Origin of the sequence: Paenibacillus tundrae (assembly GCF_030812775.1) — a bacterium.
In the GTDB taxonomy this organism is placed as follows: domain Bacteria; phylum Bacillota; class Bacilli; order Paenibacillales; family Paenibacillaceae; genus Paenibacillus; species Paenibacillus tundrae_A.
This window is the reverse complement of sequence record NZ_JAUSTI010000028.1, coordinates 16,897-36,579: the sequence shown is the minus strand read 5'-3', so window position 1 is coordinate 36,579 and position 19,683 is coordinate 16,897. Positions and strand designations below refer to the sequence as shown.

The 19,683-nt window shown below is 49.0% G+C and carries 15 protein-coding genes; 2 read left to right on the top strand and 13 right to left on the bottom strand.

The window, feature by feature from the left end; genetic code table 11:
* Positions 1–62: 62 nt before the first annotated feature.
* The 5 genes from J2T19_RS27180 to J2T19_RS27160 all read right to left on the bottom strand — a co-directional run bounded on the left by J2T19_RS27180 (position 63) and on the right by J2T19_RS27160 (position 8,663).
* Positions 63–2,210: a glycosyltransferase gene (locus J2T19_RS27180; protein ID WP_307221502.1), complete on the bottom strand. Its 2,148-nt coding sequence runs from the start codon at positions 2,208–2,210 to the stop codon at positions 63–65.
* Between the two features lie 57 nt (positions 2,211–2,267).
* On the bottom strand, positions 2,268–4,166 hold the full coding sequence (locus tag J2T19_RS27175; protein WP_307221500.1) for a glycosyltransferase: 1,899 nt from the start codon (positions 4,164–4,166) through the stop codon (positions 2,268–2,270).
* Positions 4,126–6,543, bottom strand: a complete 2,418-nt coding sequence (locus J2T19_RS27170) for a glycosyltransferase (protein ID WP_307221498.1) — start codon at positions 6,541–6,543, stop codon at positions 4,126–4,128. The genes J2T19_RS27175 and J2T19_RS27170 overlap by 41 nt, the downstream gene beginning before the upstream one ends.
* 83 nt (positions 6,544–6,626) lie before the next feature.
* Positions 6,627–8,120, bottom strand: a complete 1,494-nt coding sequence (locus tag J2T19_RS27165) for a DUF6385 domain-containing protein (protein ID WP_307221496.1) — start codon at positions 8,118–8,120, stop codon at positions 6,627–6,629.
* A gap of 45 nt (positions 8,121–8,165) precedes the next feature.
* Positions 8,166–8,663, bottom strand: a complete 498-nt coding sequence (locus tag J2T19_RS27160; RefSeq protein WP_307221494.1) for a DUF6385 domain-containing protein — start codon at positions 8,661–8,663, stop codon at positions 8,166–8,168.
* A gap of 220 nt (positions 8,664–8,883) precedes the next feature.
* Between J2T19_RS27160 and J2T19_RS27155 the strand changes: the two genes are divergently transcribed.
* Together J2T19_RS27155 and J2T19_RS27150 are read left to right on the top strand one after the other, a co-directional pair.
* Positions 8,884–9,441 (top strand): hypothetical protein, encoded by a 558-nt coding sequence (locus J2T19_RS27155; RefSeq protein WP_307221492.1) that lies wholly within the window; start codon positions 8,884–8,886, stop codon positions 9,439–9,441.
* A 25-nt stretch (positions 9,442–9,466) separates the two neighbouring features.
* Positions 9,467–10,048: a hypothetical protein gene (locus J2T19_RS27150; protein WP_307221491.1), complete on the top strand. Its 582-nt coding sequence runs from the start codon at positions 9,467–9,469 to the stop codon at positions 10,046–10,048.
* A 162-nt stretch (positions 10,049–10,210) separates the two neighbouring features.
* Here the strand turns inward: J2T19_RS27150 and J2T19_RS27145 are convergent, their stop codons facing one another.
* The 8 genes from J2T19_RS27145 to trhO all read right to left on the bottom strand — a co-directional run bounded on the left by J2T19_RS27145 (position 10,211) and on the right by trhO (position 19,578).
* Entirely contained in the window at positions 10,211–11,515 is a 1,305-nt protein-coding gene (locus tag J2T19_RS27145) for an MFS transporter (protein WP_307221490.1), read from the bottom strand.
* Between the two features lie 69 nt (positions 11,516–11,584).
* Entirely contained in the window at positions 11,585–12,763 is a 1,179-nt protein-coding gene (locus J2T19_RS27140) for a winged helix-turn-helix domain-containing protein (RefSeq protein ID WP_307221488.1), read from the bottom strand.
* A gap of 169 nt (positions 12,764–12,932) precedes the next feature.
* Positions 12,933–13,727, bottom strand: coding sequence for an ABC transporter ATP-binding protein (locus J2T19_RS27135; protein ID WP_307221486.1), 795 nt, complete (start codon positions 13,725–13,727; stop codon positions 12,933–12,935).
* Between the two features lie 2 nt (positions 13,728–13,729).
* The gene (locus J2T19_RS27130; RefSeq protein ID WP_307221485.1) at positions 13,730–14,659 is read right to left on the bottom strand and encodes an ABC transporter permease; all 930 of its coding nucleotides are present in this window, start codon (positions 14,657–14,659) and stop codon (positions 13,730–13,732) included.
* A gap of 89 nt (positions 14,660–14,748) precedes the next feature.
* On the bottom strand, positions 14,749–15,798 hold the full coding sequence (locus J2T19_RS27125) for an ABC transporter substrate-binding protein (RefSeq protein WP_307221484.1): 1,050 nt from the start codon (positions 15,796–15,798) through the stop codon (positions 14,749–14,751).
* 1,114 nt (positions 15,799–16,912) lie between these two features.
* The gene (locus tag J2T19_RS27120) at positions 16,913–17,818 is read right to left on the bottom strand and encodes an Rpn family recombination-promoting nuclease/putative transposase (protein ID WP_307221482.1); all 906 of its coding nucleotides are present in this window, start codon (positions 17,816–17,818) and stop codon (positions 16,913–16,915) included.
* Positions 17,819–18,029: 211 nt separating this feature from the next.
* The gene (locus J2T19_RS27115; protein ID WP_307221480.1) at positions 18,030–18,677 is read right to left on the bottom strand and encodes a helix-turn-helix transcriptional regulator; all 648 of its coding nucleotides are present in this window, start codon (positions 18,675–18,677) and stop codon (positions 18,030–18,032) included.
* A gap of 13 nt (positions 18,678–18,690) precedes the next feature.
* A complete protein-coding gene (trhO, locus tag J2T19_RS27110) occupies positions 18,691–19,578 on the bottom strand; it encodes an oxygen-dependent tRNA uridine(34) hydroxylase TrhO (protein ID WP_307221478.1) in 888 nt (295 codons plus the stop codon).
* Positions 19,579–19,683: the final 105 nt, after the last annotated feature.

Here is a 19,683-nt window from a genome sequence, read left to right as displayed (position 1 = left end):
TTTTCAGTGCCGAGAAGATGGGATGAAGATCGAAATGGGGTAACGGACTTTTGGAATACCCTCTATAAGTGTACCCATAGCAGCTGGCATTGCGCTGCATAGCTGTCGGCAGTGGTTGCGCCAGGAGCTGTCAGGCGCAACAATGCACGTACGCCCGGCGTAATGGTCGTCGCCGGGCGGCCTGCGGCGGTGGCTTGCAGCGAGCTGCGCTGGGCCAATTCGGCCCATGCACGCGCGGCAGGCCGCCGCCCTGCGAGTAACGCGAGCGTGCCCGCCACAAGTGCCTCCGCTGTGCGGATGGCGGCGGGCACTTCGTCCGCGAAGGGCTGCCCTGCGGCTGGAGGCTCGCCGCCGCAGAGCTGAAACAGCCCTTCGCGGACGCTCGCGGGTGCGTGCAGCACCCCGCAGCGTGCCGCAGGCGCAAGCGCCGCGAGCAGCGCCGGTGCAGCGCCCGGCGGCAACGCCGCCAGCAGGCGCAGCCACGCCGGCCAGGCGCCCGTGCGCGCAAGCGCATCGGCGGCGGCGTGCACGGCGGCCTGCGGCGCTTGCGCCGGGCTTGCGGCGGTGGGCGCTTGGTCGCCGCCTTCGCCGCGTGGCGCAGGCTCGCGCAGCAACGCCTCCGCTGCGCAGGCTGCCGCAGGCCACGGCGGCGTAGCCGCATGGCAGCGTGCAAGGCCACCGGCACGCGCCCCGCCTACATCGCCTACATCGCATGCTACTGCGCTCGCTGGCTCGCCTACATCACCTGCTGCATCACCTGCCTCGCCTGCATTGCCTACTGCCTCGCCCACAGCGCCTGCTGCATCGCCCGCCTCACCAGACGCTGCGGCAGGCACACCGCGCCGCTTACACGCGAGCGCCCACAGCGCCAGCGTTGCTGCTGGCTCGTGCTGCGCATGCGACGCCCAAGGGCGCAGTGCCATCTCGGCGCCAGCATCTTCGCCGAGCTGAGCTAGTGCAAGCCCCGATGCCAGCGGCTGTGCCTGCATCACACCGGTGAGCGAGCTCGCATGGCGCAACAGCCATTCTGGCCGGTGTGCATCCAGCGCAGTCTGGAGCATCACCTGCCATGCCACTAATGGCAGGTGATGCCTTGCAACAACGCGTGCCAACGCGTTAGGCCGCCCTGTAACCGCAGCTAACCACAGTAGCCGCTGCCATGCGGCCATACTGTCTGACTTGGTCTCGATTGCGGCAGTGTAGGCTTCTTCTGCCTGCTGCCACTGACCTAGCTGTTCATACGCCATGCCCTCTAAGATCAAGCTGCGATATGATCCAGCTCCCGAAACGGACGTGTACTTTGAGCCTGATCCAGCAATGGACTTGGCATGTCGCAACCAATCCAGCGCATCTTCTTCATGTCCCAGATCCAGCTGGAGCACAGCTCCAAGCTCCAACAGATCGGGAAAGTCCTCATACACCAGCGTCCACGATTGCACAATAGCTAGCGCACGTTCGGGATGTCCGTATTCTCGCCAGGCATACGCTGTCTTGAGCACCAGATCAGAGTGGTATCCACAACCCGGTTCAAGTCCTGCTAACAGAGGAACCAGTAACCGCAATGCTTCCTCATAATTTCCTTGTTGAAACCACTCGGCAGCGAGTGCATACAACAATTCAGGTTGGTCTGGGGTTTGATTCAGAGCGGAGCGGATTAACCGCATATTCCGCTCTATTTTATTTTTGCTCGTAATAATCCTATCTAGATATCCATCATGTAGAATCTCTAGCTCACACGCTGCAATCCCCTGTGGTGCGAAGGCATAGATCGAAGAAGCGACCTCTTCATGAATCATCCCTTTAAAGGCAATCCGAGGATCGTTCCGAAATAGACGACACACCACATCGGTTACTCGTTCTTCACCGGAGTGACCAAGTAAACTCGTAACTTGTATCCAATATCCCCATATCTCATCCTGAGCACTGGATACTAGACGCTCCAGCTCAGCACGCATTGACTCCGTTGGCAGCCATACTTCATCTGCATCCAGCACTAGAATCCACGGATTTGTCGCTAAGGCGAGGGATTGGTTACGCGCTCTAGCGAAATCGCCCGACCAGGCGGCATGCATTACGATTGCACCATAGCGACGGGCAATATCAGGCGTATCATCGGTTGATCCTGTGTCCACAACGATGATCTCATCGACCACATCACGGACTGCATTCAGACACCGCTCAAGATACTGCGCTTCATCCTTAACGATCATGCACAAGCTGATTCCCATCCGCATGCTTATCCCCGCCCTTATCCGCCTTTACTCTACTTATGACCCGAAACCGTCCGGCCCCGGCAATTCCAATCGAAGCCGTTGCACCAGCGGCCAACACCGCTGCCGTTGTCCATTTACTCCTTCACTCCACTCACGGAGCTGTTCATCCGCAGCACTTACGAGCCCACGAACCAACCAACTCGTACCCGCTACCGTATTAGCTGCCCCGGCAAAGGGCTCCTCTGTTTGCTCCCGACGCGTCTCTCCCCCCGGTGAGACCCCAGTCGCAAGCTGTTGCCGACCCATCTGAATGAGCGCATGAAGCTCCCCCCATTGACCTGATTGTACACAGCCCTCCATCAGCAACCCAAATGCCTGCCATCCCTCATACCCGGCATTGGCTGATTCCCCTTTGGTCACAGGTGGGTTACTTTCCCCTGCCTTGCCATCATGCCCTTCTCCTCCCAGTCCATCCGGACGGGATTGATAATAGAGCCAGTTGCATAGTCCATCGTTTCCTTCTATAGGTCTTCCCTGAGCCCAATGTAATCGATCCAGCCAACTGGATGCTTGGTCTGCATACAGCCCCTTTTTCCGATGTATTGGCTCCAGCTTGGGTCTGGCCGCCTTCCATTTTCCCCGCTGAATCTGAAGCAATGCCTCTGCCATGGAAAGCCGCTCTCGCTTCTCTACTGGATCTGCCGATGATGCAAGCTCCGCTAACCACTCAACTGCTGCCTCATAACAGCGACTTTGCTCCATTACACCCAGCACTTTGTATATCGCTTCCTCCGACTCCAGAGCAAAGCGTTCTCTAATCAACTCAGGAATCTGCTGCTCATGCCCTGATACCCGCATAATGCGGAATATTCGATACAACGGGGGCAACAGGCTCGATTGGGCACGAACAGCCTCTACGTAGGCATCTACTGCACCTTCCAGATCTGCCTTCCCCTCCAGCAATCTGCCCAGCGTGTACCACGTCTGATAGGTTCCGAGACCTTCTTCGGTATGGTACATTGGGGGTGGCGCTCCCAACCGAATAGCTTCACGTAACCAGAATTCTGCCTTCTCTACGTGTCCAAGCGCCTCCTCACATACCCCGCGGTGATGGAGTAAATCCGTATAATCCGGGAATAGCTCCAGCGCTGCATCACTATGCTCCAACGCCTCCTGCCAGCGATTCAGATGCTCCAGACATCGAATCTCATACTTGCATAGCAGATGTGCATAACTAGTCACCGTTGGATCGATACCCGCCTTAGCCACACCAAATGTCTTTAGTGCCCGCTCCACTTCACCTAGACGCAAATATTCGACACCCAAATTATAATGATGAAACGGCTGATCCGGCTCTTCCTTGACCACTTGTTCTAACAGACGTAAATTGCGATTCACTTTGTCTTTGTGCTCCACCACAGCCGTCTGATAGCCATAATGATGGATAATCATATCCGTGAGGTGAAACGCCGCCTCTGGATTCCTCCGACAGATGGCCGCCGCGATCTGCTCGTGTATTCGTCCTTCGAATCGGTGCTCCGGTGCATTCCTGAACAACCTCAACACCGGATTAACCGTAGCCCCTTGCTGACCCGAACCTGTATAGTTATGGATATTTAAAAACAATCCGTCACATCCGCTGACTGCCGTCCAGCTCCTGATCTGCTCCTGAGCAACTTGATCCAACGCTTCATCCGCATCCAGAAAGAGAATCCAATCGCCGGAAGCTCGCGCGAGTCCGGCATTACGTGCCGCGGCAAAATCATCGTTCCACGCCAAATGCACAACCATTGCTCCATACGACTCCGCAATCGCTACACTGCGATCAGAGGAACCTGTGTCTACAATGATGATTTCATCGACCGCTGCTTGCACACTTTCCAGGCATTGAGGTAGCCACTGTTCCTCATCCTTAACGATCATGCATAGCGAAATGAGATTGTTCGGCAACATGATTCCTCCTCTCCTTCGCATGGAAGACCGTACGCCAAGGAAGCCCCTCAGCAAGTCGCAATTTTTGCTCCAGCACCGTCAATTGAGCTGTCAGTTCAGCAACGGAAGGTGAACGTGTTATCTCTTGCTCTATGACCTCCTTAGCCAACTGCAAATAACATAGAGATGCACCTGCTCTGGCTCGATGTAATCCTGGTTCTTGCTCCAATGCTTGTTGGAACAGAGCTAGAGCTTGATCGTAATGCCCTCTGCTATACACCGTTTCCCCCAGAATAAATAGACTCTGCGCCTGTAGCTCCCCTTCTGCCATACACTGAATTAATATCTCAGCTGCTGCCATCGTATATCCGGTGCGATACAGCACCTCGGCGATCCATTGCTTGTGCAACAAACGTTCATAAGGTTCTACATAAAGCTCTGCGATCTTCATATGCAACCGTTTCGCAAGGGATAACTGTCCTGTCTGTACAGCCCGTTCTATGATTGTTTTTGCTAATGTTTGTACGCATGCTGAAACTTGCGATGTAGTTACCTTTTGGCTATCTGCATCTGGCTGAATAATGCGCTCATCCTGATCCCAACCCTCATCTTTCAAGTGTGATTTCACTCTTGTCTCTGTATTATTAGGTGTCTTTATCTCTATGTTGATCTTTGTCTTCGTTTCTGTGTTGGTTCCTGTTCCTAGTCCTGTCTCTGGCTCGTTCTGGTCGCAAAGTAAGCGGTCTAATGCTCTCCAAGTAGAGTTTTCCTCTAGTTCAATTACAGCCAGAAACGAAGATGGTAGCGTTGAACCATGAGTCCAGCACGCCACTGCCCAGTCCATTTTCAGATCAGACGCTTTAAATACATGATGATCTTTCCCATCCCGATACTGCCTCTCTGCCCATTCTTGCACTTCGGACACCCTGTTCACACACAGCATCCAGTGCACGAGGTCAGCTTCCGGTATGCTATGGTTGCAATCCTGATCTTGCAGAATGTGCAGTGCCTGTTCGTATGCTCCGCAGGAGGCAAGTGCTTGAATAACCTCCGTTATATCCCGATCAGCTTCAACGGCAACTCGTTGCAGTTGTTCCTTCCATTGGTCTTTCCATCCAGTCTTCAATTGTTCAGCAATCCGTTCATCTGGCTCACCCGACTGTTGTAGCACATCAGCCAAACCTCTCCACGCTGGTTTATAGGTTGGCATACTAACTAACGCAAGCTTATATAATTGAGCTGCTTCTTGCAGGAATCCTTTTTTCTGTGCTAACCGCCCCATCGCTGTATAGGGTTTACAGGTAGCCGAACCTTGCTCAGTAACATAAGCTGGCTCGGATTGAACCTCATGTCCTTTATCGCTAGTGCTCTGCAATTCAATCTTCGTTATGTTCACTGATGTTCCATGGTCTGTGTAATGCTCAACTGCTTCTGCATAAACCTGATAAGCGCGTTCTTCCAAACCCTGCTGCTGCAACGTCTCCCCGAACAATAGATGCAGATCCGCATAGCCCCAATAACGCTGTCTCTCTACAGCCAGAAGTCCATGTGCTTCATCATAACGTTCCAGCACAATAAGCACCTTCGTATAGTCTCGAACTAAGGTTGGACGATACGGTGCTTCCAGCGGAGTAGATTGAAGAGATTGCGCGAATGCTTCTGTCGCCTTCTCCACATATCCTAGCTGGCAGTACGTTACACCGAGATTGTAGAGGTGAAAAGGATGTTCTGGTTGCTCTACAAGCTGTTTCTGGAGCAGCTTGAGATTGCGACGTGGTTTATGCCCGGTCGCCATAGTAGACGGCAAATAACCGTCATGCATAATAACTAGTGGTGCGAGAGGTTCCTGCTCCACGGATACACCTTTTGCTATTTCAGTAGGCAGCTCGCTTTCTACACTTGCACCCACAGTTATCGCTCTTTCTCTATCTCCTGTGGTACCACGAACGAGCTGTTCATGGATCCGTCCGTTGTACCGGTATCCTCGACCTGCTCGGAAGAGACGGACAGGCTGAAACAACACATTGGCTTGCTCCTGTTCGCCGATTTGATTAATTATAGTGACTCGCAATTTGGTGATGCTAGGCTCAACCGTTGGAAGGAACGCAAGGAGCTCATCAATCCCTTCTACGGCATACTCATCCGCATCCACACACAGAATCCAGTCTGTACTTGCCAGCGGTAGACTGATATTACGGGCAGAAGCAAAGTCCTCATCCCACTTCGCATGCAGCACCGTTGCCTGATGTTGTCTAGCAATCTCAACCGTGCGATCTACGGAGCCGGTATCTGTAACAAAGCATTCACTTGCAAGTGATTGGAAGCTGCCCAGACAACGGGGCAGGTAATGTTCTTCATTTTGCACAATCATGTGGATTCCGACTAACCCTTGCTTCACAGCACCATCACCTCCTATGCCAAAAAAAAATACATGAAGCCCACAAAAGCGGACTCCATGTACCTATATGATGATCAATCGGGTTATGTGCCTTGTCCATTGAAGATGACATCAATTGTAGTCGGTGATCCGATGAGACTGGAACGATAGGATAGGCGTGTATATTTGAGGAAACGCTGTGGCACCAATACATCCACCGATCCAGATAATATGCCTGTGACGGTTGTTACATCGGTATACCAGTTCGTTCCGTTAGCACTGATTTCAACACGGGCATCCACCCGATTAACTCCTGGGCCTCGGTTATATACGAAGAAGGAATACGTCCCAAATACACTGGTGGTCACGGCCGGAAGAGCTGTAAAAGTATTCGCGGTCGGTGTACCAATAAGCTGTGATTCCTGAAAGCTCTTCTGTGATATAGAAGTTACGCTACTCAGTGTCCCCGCCGTAATCGTTGCTCCGAGCACACTGGTAATCGTTCCGTTCAGCAGATTGGTCAACGTGCCTGCGGTGATTGTAGCTCCCAGTACACTTGTGATCGTACCATTCAATAAGTTCGTTAACGTTCCGGCCGTCACGGTTGCTCCAAGTACGCTGGTGATGGTGCCGTTCAGCAGGTTTGTTAACGTTCCTGCGGTAATAGTTGCTCCTAATACACTTGTAATCGTACCATTCAGCAAGTTGTTTAACGTCCCTGCCGTGACGGTAGCTCCGAGCACACTTGTGATCGTACCGTTGAGCAAATTGCTTAGTGTTCCCGCTGTAATCGTTGCGCCAAGCACACTGCTAATCGTACCCGCTGTAATCGTTGCACCGAGTACACTCGTGATTGTACCGTTAAGCAAATTGCTCAGTGTTCCCGCGGTGATCGTTGCGCCAAGCACACTTGTGATCGTACCATTCAGCAGGTTCGTCAGCGTTCCGGCCGTTACCGTCGCACCGAGTACACTCGTAATCGTTCCCGCTGTAATCGTTGCGCCAAGCACATTCGTGATCGTACCATTCAACAGGTTCGTCAGCGTTCCGGCCGTTACCGTCGCGCCGAGTACACTGGTGATCGTTCCGGCTGTAATCGTTGCGCCAAGCACATTCGTGATTGTACCGTTTAACAGGTTGGTCAGGGTTCCTGCTGTGACGGTCGCACCGAGCACACTCGTAATGGTTCCCGCTGTAATCGTTGTGCCAAGTACACTCGTGATCGTCCCATCCAACAGGTTCGATAGCGTTCCTGCCGTGATCGTTGCTCCGAGCACGCTGGTGATTGTACCATTCAATAAATTGGTCAGGGTTCCCGCCGTCACTGTAGCACCCAGCACACTATTTATGGTACCAGCTGTAATCGTTGCGCCAAGTACACTTGTAATGGTTCCGTTGAGAATGTTTGTAATCGTTCCTGCATTAATCGTAACAGTAGTCAAACCTGAGATGTTACTGATTGTCCCGTCCAAAATAATGCCGACCACATTGCCGCTTGTATCGGTTCTGACAGGTTGAGCTGTCCCCGTGCTATCCTGACCGAAGATCAAGGTTCGCAAGTTATCGGGATTGGTATTAAACGTTGTAAAGTTAGGCATGCGCCTCGTCCTCCTCCCTGGTCATATCTGTCTTGATATACCCCTTTACCGCACACGTTGTGCCTGAAAATAAACATCGAGCCTTGTTGGTTGATCTGGCTGAACCGATTGAATAACCAGCCGGGTATAGTGTAAAAATCGCTGTGGCACCAAAGCCTTCGTCTGACCTCCCGCGATCACCTCCTGGCTGTCCACGGCATAATCCACAGCATTGGGGCTAATCTGAATCTCTACAATAGCTGGATGTTCGCCCCGGTTCACGATGCCATATGTGTACATGCTGAGCGATGAGGTATCCTGTGCCGGCAGAGGTTGGGTTGTATTTTGGGTCATGGCTCCGACATACGTATGCTCGGTAAAACAGTGAGTAGCACCAGGGAGTTTGGTATGTGAGGAAGTACCCTGCTTGAACCGAGGACGCGTAATCCGGGAACAAGGGGGTTTCAGCAATTTAGCGCGGCAGGAACGACGAGGTTGGCAGCGGTTTGCATATTTAGTTGATGGATGCGTTTTTCTCTTACATCGCTTCGCTGTTCGACTCATCTCAATTTCCCCTTAAAAAATGTGCTTCCGCATCGTATGCCTTTATTCAAAATACGGGCACGGCATCTGCCGCTATTTCCAGTTTTCCTCATTTTGTCCCAAACCCTTCATTCGTTTCCCTCATACAATGCAAGTACAATGAAGCATACGAGAGAAGGCTTGTTCTAGAGCATGTTGATTCTGATTTTTGGAGCAGTCTCTATAGCTATAGGGTTATCTATTGGTCGTAAGGGAGGTGGAAGAGATCACGAACTATAATGTGTTCAATCAGTCGAACGGACCTTTATTCACACAGTTGACGAATACGTTCTCCGCTCCTGGTATTGAGGCTTCGGCAGAGAGCGGAGCCGCGGCGGCTGGTAGTTTTTTTACACTGACTACGAATAACTCCTCCATTCCCGCGGGCCAAAACCTTCTGTTGCAAATCATTAATGCGGCTGGCAGTGGCAGAACGATACGGATATCAAGCATACTAGGAGGCGCCACAGCGGCGGCAACCTTGGTTATATATTCGGGGGGGACAGTGACCGCAGGAAGCATTCCTGTTCCAGTCAATACCCTACTGGGTAATGCCAACGCCAGTGTAGTCACTACAAGGCAAAATACAGGTACACTGGGCGGTGCATTCACAAGTCTCATCAGTATTCCGTTAACGGCTGGCATGTATATGCTTGATTTTAATGGTGCGCTCGTTGTTCCCCCGGGACAGACATTATCGATTAGTTTAGGTACGGGGAATCAGACCGCAGCAATCAATCTATCGTGGTGGGAATTCTAATCTACTTATAAAGGTGGTGTATACTGTGCCGAATAATAATGTATTCAACCCTTTAAGTCAGCCCGTCTATACCTCCAACACCAACACCTTTACTTCCCCCGGCATTGTTGCTCCACCTGAGACGGATGCCGGTAACACAGGCAATCTATATAACGCGGGTTCAACCAACTCAACAACGCTTGGACTGTTAGGAGGTAGCGTCATTGCGACGGTACAACTCACGAATCCTGTGGGTAGCGGTAGAACCCTATATGTATCACGACTCTCTGGCGGGATTACGGTAGGACTCAACCTTCTGTCTTCCTTTAGTGGTTCGATGATACTAAGCGCGAATGGCACACTAACCTCACCAACCACTATAGCCGCAGTGAACAGCAATCTATCCAGCAGTAATACCAGCGTCGCAACGGTACGCGCCTCTGCTTCGGCTCCATCTGGAGCGACTACAATCATGTCGATGCCTCTGCAAGCTGGGCCATTTGCATCGAGCGTCTGGGGGCAATATGTTGTTCCCCCAGGTCAGTCGATCAATCTGACGGTTAGTGGCTCCCTCTCCGTTGCGGGCTTACTGGCCTCAACTGCTTATTTTGCTTGGTGGGAAGTGTAGCATGGTACATGGCAAAGCACCTCTTCTTGCTACTCTGATGCATGCTACGCTACGCATGCCAAAGAACAGCCGCTTCTGGTGAAAACCAGCAGCGGCTGTTCTTGTTTTAATTTAAAGCATCCCATCGTGATCAAGTTTGTGGCAAATGATAGCGGGTCAAACTTATTCTTGTAAGGCAGCTACGGGAGATTTCTTTTCTGCCCATAAGACACGTTGTAGTACGATGCCCACGATCCCAATCATAAATGTCGCCATACCAATGTATTGAAACGCTGGGCTCGGCCCGGCTGACCGAATCAAAATTCCCCCTACCAGAGGAGCAACTACAAGTACGATGCTGGATAGCGAATTTTGGATACCAAACACTCGACCTACGAAGGCAGGAGGTGTTTCTTTTTGCAACAGATAGTTCATGGTTACCATAGACAACCCGTTTCCAATTCCAATACACAGCCCCCAGACGATGACCCAGATCTCTGGAGTTAGCGGCGTTACCCAACCCAAGGCAGCAATACCGATTCCAATAAACGAAAAACCTCCTCCTAAACCCCAACCATAACCGATCTGCGGCAGACGATTCAGCAGCAGAATGACGACAACTGCACCCGCTCCCACAGATGAAGCCAACCAGCCAAGTAAGGATTCATTTCCAGGCTTAATTGCCCGAAACAGTGTTGTAAACTGATAATCAATCATCAAAATGGCTAGTAACCCAAAACAACCAAACAGCATTGTAGTCAGTATGATTCGACGACTTCGAATAAAGCTCCACCCTCTGACCCACTGCGTGAGTACTGACTCGGTTTCTGTACGCGTCTGCCCAGTCAGTCCTTTCCCTTCCCATTGCTTCGGCTGTACTAGCTTTCGTAGAGGCCACAATACTAAGCCTGATATCAGACGGGTACACGCATTAATGACAATGCAGAATTGAGGTGAAAATACAGCCAAAATGACGGCGCCCAGCAGCGGCCCTGCAACTTTAGAACACTGTGCAACAAAGCCATTTAGAGAAGATGCCTGAAATAGATGCTCCTCTGATACCACCTGACGGGTTAGTGCTTGTTGGGCTGGAATATGGAATACCCCCATCATGGCTCGCAGGGTAAGAAGCGGAAGCAGCCATATTGCATTAGGAGCAAACAGAATAGCAATGGTTAGCACTACAGTAATCACATCACAGAGTAACATGATTCTAACTTTGTGAAATCGATCCGCAAGCGTACCTGCAACAGAGCCCAGCAATATGCCCGGAACTGCCATGCATACAGGGATCAGTGCGATGATTAGCGGATCAGCCCCCCACCGATAGGCGACCATGACCTGAATCGCCAGTGCATCGAACCAATCTCCGAAGGTAGCGAGCGCGTAAGCGATAAACATGCGGGCAAACTGAAGATTACGCCATAACCCTTTGGATGAATCGGACGGACTTGGCGATCCGTTAGATTCTTTGTTTGTACTCGTCATTATGCAGTATTCCTCCCTTGATTACAGCCGTGATTCACGGTACGTTACTTGACTGTAATCATACGAGAGTTACATCAGAGGAAGATCAGAGGCGGGTGGAAATGTGGACAAAAAACTGCGGACTTTATCAACAATTTGCTGTCCGTACACAGGCACGCCGAATTCTTTGGCAATCTCAGCATAGACTTGTTGATATTTGGTGAGCAGACGTCCCTGAACACGTTGATGTACCATGAATAATAATACTTGATGTGCAGAAATGATATATAGCGGTGCATTCAATGTCATTTTTAGGACATCCAATCCATCATCAATTCTAGGTTCCGCTTCAAGGAAACGTCCCTGCCTTAACAGCCAAAATCCTTCCATGATCTGAAACCGTCCGATTTCACGCAAATAAGGAGCATCCTTCAAACCTGCTCGTAAAATTTCCATCTGTTCCTCCACCCGTTCACCACTACCACCCCAAAGCTCGACATACAATTCGGACAGTGCGACAGGTAGCTTGAAGTTGACCAGGTTGTCTGTTTGAATAACACGATGCGTCTCTAATAGCTGCGTCTTAGCTCGTTGATATTGCCCTACCTCTGCATACACTTCAATAATATTTAGAATGCGGAGTTCTCGAAGCCGATCTGCGGATAATGCAGATGAACGCAATACCTTTTCATATAGGGCTAACGTTTCCGCTGGTTCAATCAGAACATGCACAAAAATCAACAGCCAATAAAAACGCTCCTCAAACAGAACCTCGTCCGTTGTAATCAACCATTTCAAATCTCCCATAATAAAATGTATATATTGTTGATAGAAGGGATCGATCTGTATGCCCAGAGCGTCCTGTTGATTAACAAGTGTTAAGAGCGACTTCCCTTGTCCAAATAGATGGTATTTACGGAACAACTCATGAACCACATCTCGCGTTTCCTCATCTAGTGTCGAAGGGTTGGAGGGTAATACAGCTTTATTCATTCGAATGGCGAGTCGATAGCCATATCCACGCACTGTATCCAGATGGACCTCGTCCCAATGGCTCAATTTTTTACGTAAACGGTAGATATGATCATCCACGGTACGCTCAACCGGGTATTCCAAGGGCCACACCCGATCAAGTAGTTGACTACGAGTAAATGCTCTCTCTTTGTTTTGATACAGAAAATACAGTAGTGCAAATTCCTTTGCGAGCAGACGGATCGATTCTGACCGTTTGGTTACCGTATAGGTTCCTTCATCAAATTGCAAAGACATGTGGCAACCCTCCTATGTGAACTTACTAACCCAAGTTTCACTCGGGTCTACATTTTTCTATGTTTTCAAGTTTTCAACATACCACAAAAAAAAACCTTTGCGATAACGCAAAAGGTTTTGTTGGGTAACCCGTGAACTTGCTTCACTTATCGTCATAAGTCGATATACCTTAGCCAAGGACTACGCGGTCGTCTGCCATTTTCTTACCACTAATGCGTTCGAACTCGCCAAGCAGCTCAGAGACGGTCAGCGTGCGCTTGCGCTCTTCGCTAACATCGAGAATGATTCGGCCTTTGTCCATCATGATCAGACGGTTTCCCAGGCGAATCGCCTGCTCCATGTTATGCGTGACCATCAGCGTAGTCAGTCTCATCTCACGAACCAGTGACTCGGTTAGCTCCGTAATCAGTTCTGCACGGGCAGGATCAAGTGCTGCCGTATGCTCATCGAGCAGCAGAATCTGCGGCTGCGTGAATGTGGCCATGAGTAGACTAAGTGCTTGGCGCTCCCCGCCAGACAACAGACCCACCTTGGCGTTCGGCCGTTTCTCGAGTCCAATACCCAGCTTCTCTAGCTGAGCATTGAAAATTTCCCGTCTTGCGCGGGTAACACCGAAGCCAAGTCCACGTCCTTTGCCACGCTTGTAAGCCATCGCCATATTTTCTTCAATGGACATATGCGGTGCTGTACCTGCCATCGGATCCTGGAACACCCTGCCGATCCAGCTGCTGCGCTTATGCTCTGGCAGGTTTTTGATCGAACGGTCATGGATCAGCACATCGCCCATATCCGGTTTCATCACGCCCGATATGATGTTCATCAGCGTGGACTTCCCTGCTCCATTACTGCCAATGACGGTGACGAAATCTCCCGGGTTCATCGTTAGATTCACACCAACCAGTGCCGTCTTCTCATCCGTTGTGCCTGGATTGAACAGCTTGGTGACTTGTGTAATGTCCAGCATGATCACATGCCTCCCTTCGTCGTCGTCTGATGACCTGTCGATTGCATCAGCTCTTGCATCCTTCTACGTGCCAGCTTCTTTTGTTTCATGGAGCGGCGTAAGGAAGGGAATACGAGAGCGATAATAACAATAACAGCAGTAATCAATTTCATGTCAGACGTATCGAACCAAGGGACTTCAAGAGCAACCGCCACAACAATCCGATATATGATCGAACCGACCACAGCCGCTAGCGTTGCCCAGAATACCTTTCGCGCGCCCAGAATCGCTTCTCCGATAATCACTGATGCAAGTCCGATCACGATCATACCAATCCCCATCGTAATATCTGCAAAGCCAGCTTGCTGCGCAATAAAGGCTCCAGACAAGGCAACCAATCCGTTGGACAGGCTGACACCAACAATTGTTGTTACATCGGTATTGGCTCCAAAACTTCGGATCATACGTTTGTTATCCCCTGTTGCACGAAGAGCAAGTCCGATATCTGTTTTCATAAACAGATCCAGCATGATCTTGAATAGCAGTACGACGATGATAATGATGACCATGACATGCTCACCCGAGAAGGGACTGTCCATACCCATAATGGACTTATTCGGTGCTCCGCCTAGAATACGCAGGTTAATGGAGTACAGAGCAATCATCATCAGGATACCGGATAACAAGCCATTAATCTTACCCTTCGTATGAAGCAATCCCGTACATATACCAGCCAACATGCCCCCACCCATCGCTGCAAGACAGGCGAGCCAAGGAGAGAAATCATTCGAGATCATCACCGCCGCAATGGCTCCTCCTGTCGTAAAACTCCCGTCAACGGTGAGATCGGGGAAGTCGAGGATTCGGAACGTAATATATACGCCGAGTGCCATTAATGCATATAACAGACCAAGCTCTATCGCTCCTTCAATTGAACTCCAGCTTATACTCACGTTGCTTCCTCCCTATTTATTGAAAAGAATGAGGCGAACCGACCTGCATGTTCGCCTCGTTCCACTCACCCGGTTGTACCCCGGTTCAATTATTGAATAATGTTATTGTCCTGATCCTTCACTTCTGCCTTCATCTCATCGGTAACTGTGATCCCTTGAGCTTCAGCTGCTTTCAGGTTCAGAATTAGATCCAGCTTATCTGGAACGGTCACTTTCATATCTCCTGGGTTGGTGCCGTTCTTCAGAATATCCGCAGCCATTTCTCCTACTTGATATCCGTGATCATAATATTTGAAGCCAACGGTTGCAAAAGCTCCCTTTTCAACCGTATCCCGGTCACTAGAGAAGAACGGAATTTGGTTTTTGTTTGCCGTCTGAATGATCGTATCTACCGCACTAACAACGGAGTTGTCGAGTGTGATATAGAAAGCATCGACTTTACCTACCAAGGAATCCGTCGCTTGTTTAACTTCAGATGTGTTGGTCACAGGGGCTTTAACCAGCGTAATGCCATGCTTCGCAAGAGCCTCTTCCGCATTTTTCGCCATGACCACTGCATTCGGCTCACCCTCATTAATAACAAGACCTACTGTTTTGATATCCGTTAGATGTTTAGCAATAAAATCAGCCAGCTGCACAATGGCTTCTGGGTTAGTGTCGGATGCACCCGTTATGTTGCCGCCCGGCTTGTCCATGTCACTCACCAATTTAGCACCCAGTGGATCGGTTACTGCTGCGAAGAGTAACGGCTTCTCCTTCACTTGCTGAGCCAAGGCTAATGCAGATGGTGTAGCGATCCCAAGTACAAGATCATTTTTGGAATCTCCTGAGATTTTCTGAGCAATGGATAGATTATTCGTTGAATCGCCTTGCGCATTATTATAATCAATGCTGAGGTTCTTGTTCTCTTCAATCCCTGCATCCTTCAGCGCTGCAATGAATCCTTCACGTGTAGCATCAAGTGACGGATGTTCTACGATCTGTGAGATAGCGATGCGATATGATTTCTCTGCGCTTCCTTCGCCTGCACTGCCGCCAGTGCCCTCAGATTCAGTAGCTGTACCGCCATTATTACCGCAACCAGCGGCTACGATCATTGATGCAACCATCATTAGAGACAACCAAAATTTCTTTTTCATGTGAGAACCCCTCTCCATCGAATAAAATGTTGTTGCCCTCATCACTCTGTTGACACGATAGGGCGGAACATAGTGAACGCGTCAACGCATTGTTGCTTTTATCGACAAAAGCAGACAAATGCAGACGATCCCCCATGTGACTGATGACCATGACCGATGTTTGTCTTTTATTGTGTGTTCAAAAAGTCGGTTTTCAGTACCGAGAAGGTGGGATGAAGCTAGAAAAGGAGTAGCGGAGCGTAGATCAAGCTACGTGAGCAACTACATTGTTTCCGAAGGAAACACCTTCGTAAGCTTCCACTTATTTCAGCTGAATTCCATATTCGATGCTGATCATGCCATTAGGCATACTTCGTAATCAAAATCGGACTTTTGAACAACCTCTTATATTGTTTCCCTAATATTAAGGGGCGTCCTCCTTCCCGTCAATGGTTGAACCGCTTCCAATTTGGATTAAATGATTATCAGTGATAGAAAACTTTACACAAACCAAAAAGACAACCCATAAGTTACATGGGCTGTCTAGGACGTGACTGGAAACGTTCTGAAGAAATCAGCGCTTGACGAATGTCTGGTTCAAGCAAGGACTTACTTGCGAGTGTCGGGGTACATCAAGGGAAAGTGACCCAGCAGGGGTCAGAAGACGACAGATGATAAAGGTGGGCAATGCACTGTGAGCGTGGATGTGAGAATCACGGCTTTCGATCACGCTCCATCTCTAACGAACTCAGTCGGTCTTATTCGCGGTAAGATTGCATTCAGGAAATTCTAACGAATCGTTGACACGCTAATACGCCTTTTGGTCGCTAGGATTAGATCCATTACGCTGTATTTCGTAATATAACGTTTCTCAGATTCGTTACCATTTCCATTGGCGTTATATGGCCGAATAAGGTCTCCCAGATTCGTTAACACCGACGGTGTAGGAATAAAGGCACGCTGATGAATATATTTTATCCGTTCGTTAGACCCCTCAGTTTATCTCGAATTATTCCAAACTATTTATTAATTCTCAGATAACTCCTACTTTGATCTTATATTCTCCGTGTCGTTAGAGATTGTGTTTCAAAAGGAAATCGATCATGCGATAGGATTCATCCATATAGCAGTGTGTTTAGTTCTGTTCTTCCTGTATCACTTTTAGTTCAGCAGAGGTTATTCCTGTTGCTTTCATAATGGTATCTTGGTCAAGACCCATGGAAAGCATATTTTGTGCGATCTTGCGTTTACTCTCTGCTTCTCCTTCTTTTAAGCCTTCTTTAATACCTTCTCTAATGCCCTCTTCCATGCCTTTCTTCAATCCTTCTTCACGTGCACCTTCAATCATTGATGCCTCGTCGCGTAAAAACTTTTGCCGTGCCTCGTATTGTTGACGCGCCTGTTCATCCTGACTTAGGAACTCCAACACACTCATAGCCTTCTTCAATGCAGGTTCCAATTCATGCATCATTAACGCCTCCCAGCTAGATTTTGTTATTCCTTTAAGAAATAATAACCAGCGCACTAATCCGTCTTCCATCTTGATATTGTTATCGTTTAACTTAGGGATTTCCATAAAGTGAATTTCTAAATCATCTGTCAACGGTATATGAGTAGTATCTTCTCTCAAATGAAATACGTTGTGGTACTGATCATTTGGAAGCATGCTAAAATTTATAATATTGATTGTCACACATTTTTTGAGCTGACTATAACGCTGACCCTCAAGTAGTTGTCCTGAGAATTGTTTTCCCCAATAAAACAAAGTTCTTTTCTCTAAATCATACTGGTTAAACAACTGCATTTCCACATTAATTAGTTTGCCCTTATCTGTTTTTGCGTGAATATCCAGTATGGACTGCTTTTCTCTCGGTGTGTTCTTGTCCGTATATGGATTAAGTAAAACAATTTCTGTTAGCAGGGACTCCCCTGCGTTCTTGAACGTTTGATTAAGGAAGGCCAGAAGTACATCCTTATTATCCTCACTTCCAAAAATTCGTTTAAATACGTAATCATTCTTGGGATCAAGCAGTTCATTCATCATTGTTCACTCCTATGTGCAAAATTAACAGAATATATAAGTTGAGATTCCAACAAATATATAGATGTAGAAAGCACCGGATGCTTGTTCCATTATAACACGTAATCAAGTTATAATGAATCGTATTTACGTAATACCTAAACAAAAAAAGACTGTTTCGACAGATCGAAACAATCGTATATGTCAACCTATTCATGTTTATTCAACATCATTAGTTCCCTGATGCTTCACGAATCTGATATGTGCATTTCTTGCCACCATCGGCATAACATTCTGTACGCTCCACATCAGCCTTCAGCAATGAACGAAACAGCTCTAATTCACAGCGACAAGCCTGCTTATAGACACTTGCCACTTGTCCAATTGGACAGTTCAGCTCCGTAATGACATAAGTACCATCATCCTCTTGCGAAGCATCTGCCATATATCCATTGTTATTTTGAATACGCGCCAGTTCCTCTACACGTCCAGCCAGATCCTGACCCTCCATCTGAGGCAAACCATTACGCAACAGCTTATCCCGGCGGCTCTCAAACAACGTATCTATGACATCAGTTCCCGCAGATTCCGATAGTTCCTCTAATAACTCAAGTGTAAGCGAAGGATAAGACTTCGGGAAAAAATTATCTCCCCGCACCGTCAGATGATACACCGATGACGGGCGTCCTGCTGTAGCACGGGCTTCATGAACCTCAATCAGCCCTTCTTGCTCCAGTGACGTAAGGTGACGGCGAATAGCCATGCCTGTCAGTCCCAGTTCAGCCGTCATCTCCCTCGCGGTCAACGTGCCTTGTCGCTTCAGCATGAACAAGATTCGTTCACGCGTCGTCATTTCATCTTCACGTTTCACGTGCAGCACCTGCTCTCCCTGCTTATGCGTGTACTGGTGCTGCCTCCCGGCAAGCATCCGAGCAAAAGCGGTTATGCGTCTCTTCGCAATCCTCACAGCATACGTGCTGTAGGTTGCAGGTTGGACAATTAATATATCGGTCATGCGTTGTTCCGCAGTGATAGCAGCTAGCAATCACAATATCTTCGTCTGTACGATTAATGGGTACGGAAATACGCTCATCAAATACATAACATTTACCGTCGAACAAACGACCTTGCACTTCTGGATCTTTACCATACGTTACAATGCCGCCTTCAAGTTGAGCTACATCCTGGAATCCTTCATTAATCATGAATCCAGTCAGCTTCTCGCAACGAATACCGCCCGTGCAGTAGGTAATGATCTTTTTGTCCTTCATGTCGCCCAGATTCTCTCGAATCCACTCTGGAAACTCACGGAATGACTCGACGTCCGGACGGATTGCTCCGCGGAAGTGACCAATTTCGTACTCATAGTCATTACGACCATCGATTACGATAACGTCATCACGTTGCAGATGCTCGTGGAATTCCTTCGGTGAGAGGCGTTTGCCGCTAACCACATTGGGGTCAAGCTCTTCGTCCACACGGAAGGTGACCAGCTCTGCTTTGTGACGAACAAATATTTTTTTGAACGCATGCTCTTCGACATCATCAATCTTAAACACCATATCGCTAAAGAGCGGATTCGCATGCATGTCCTTCATGTATTGCTCCGTCTGTTCCGGTGTTCCCGACACAGTGCCGTTTATGCCTTCAGCAGCAATGAGAATACGACCTTTTACACCTAGATCCTTACAATATTGCAAATGCTCTTGCGTAAATGCTTCAGGGTCTTCAATCTTCACGAACTTATAATATAAAAGCACGCGGTACGCGCTGTTACACATGTATATCACCTGTTCCTATTCCATGTTGAGATTGGCCGGATTCCCGGCATGCCGACAACGGTGTGCCCTTGCTTCGTAACCTAATCATTCCAATCGACTGTCCAT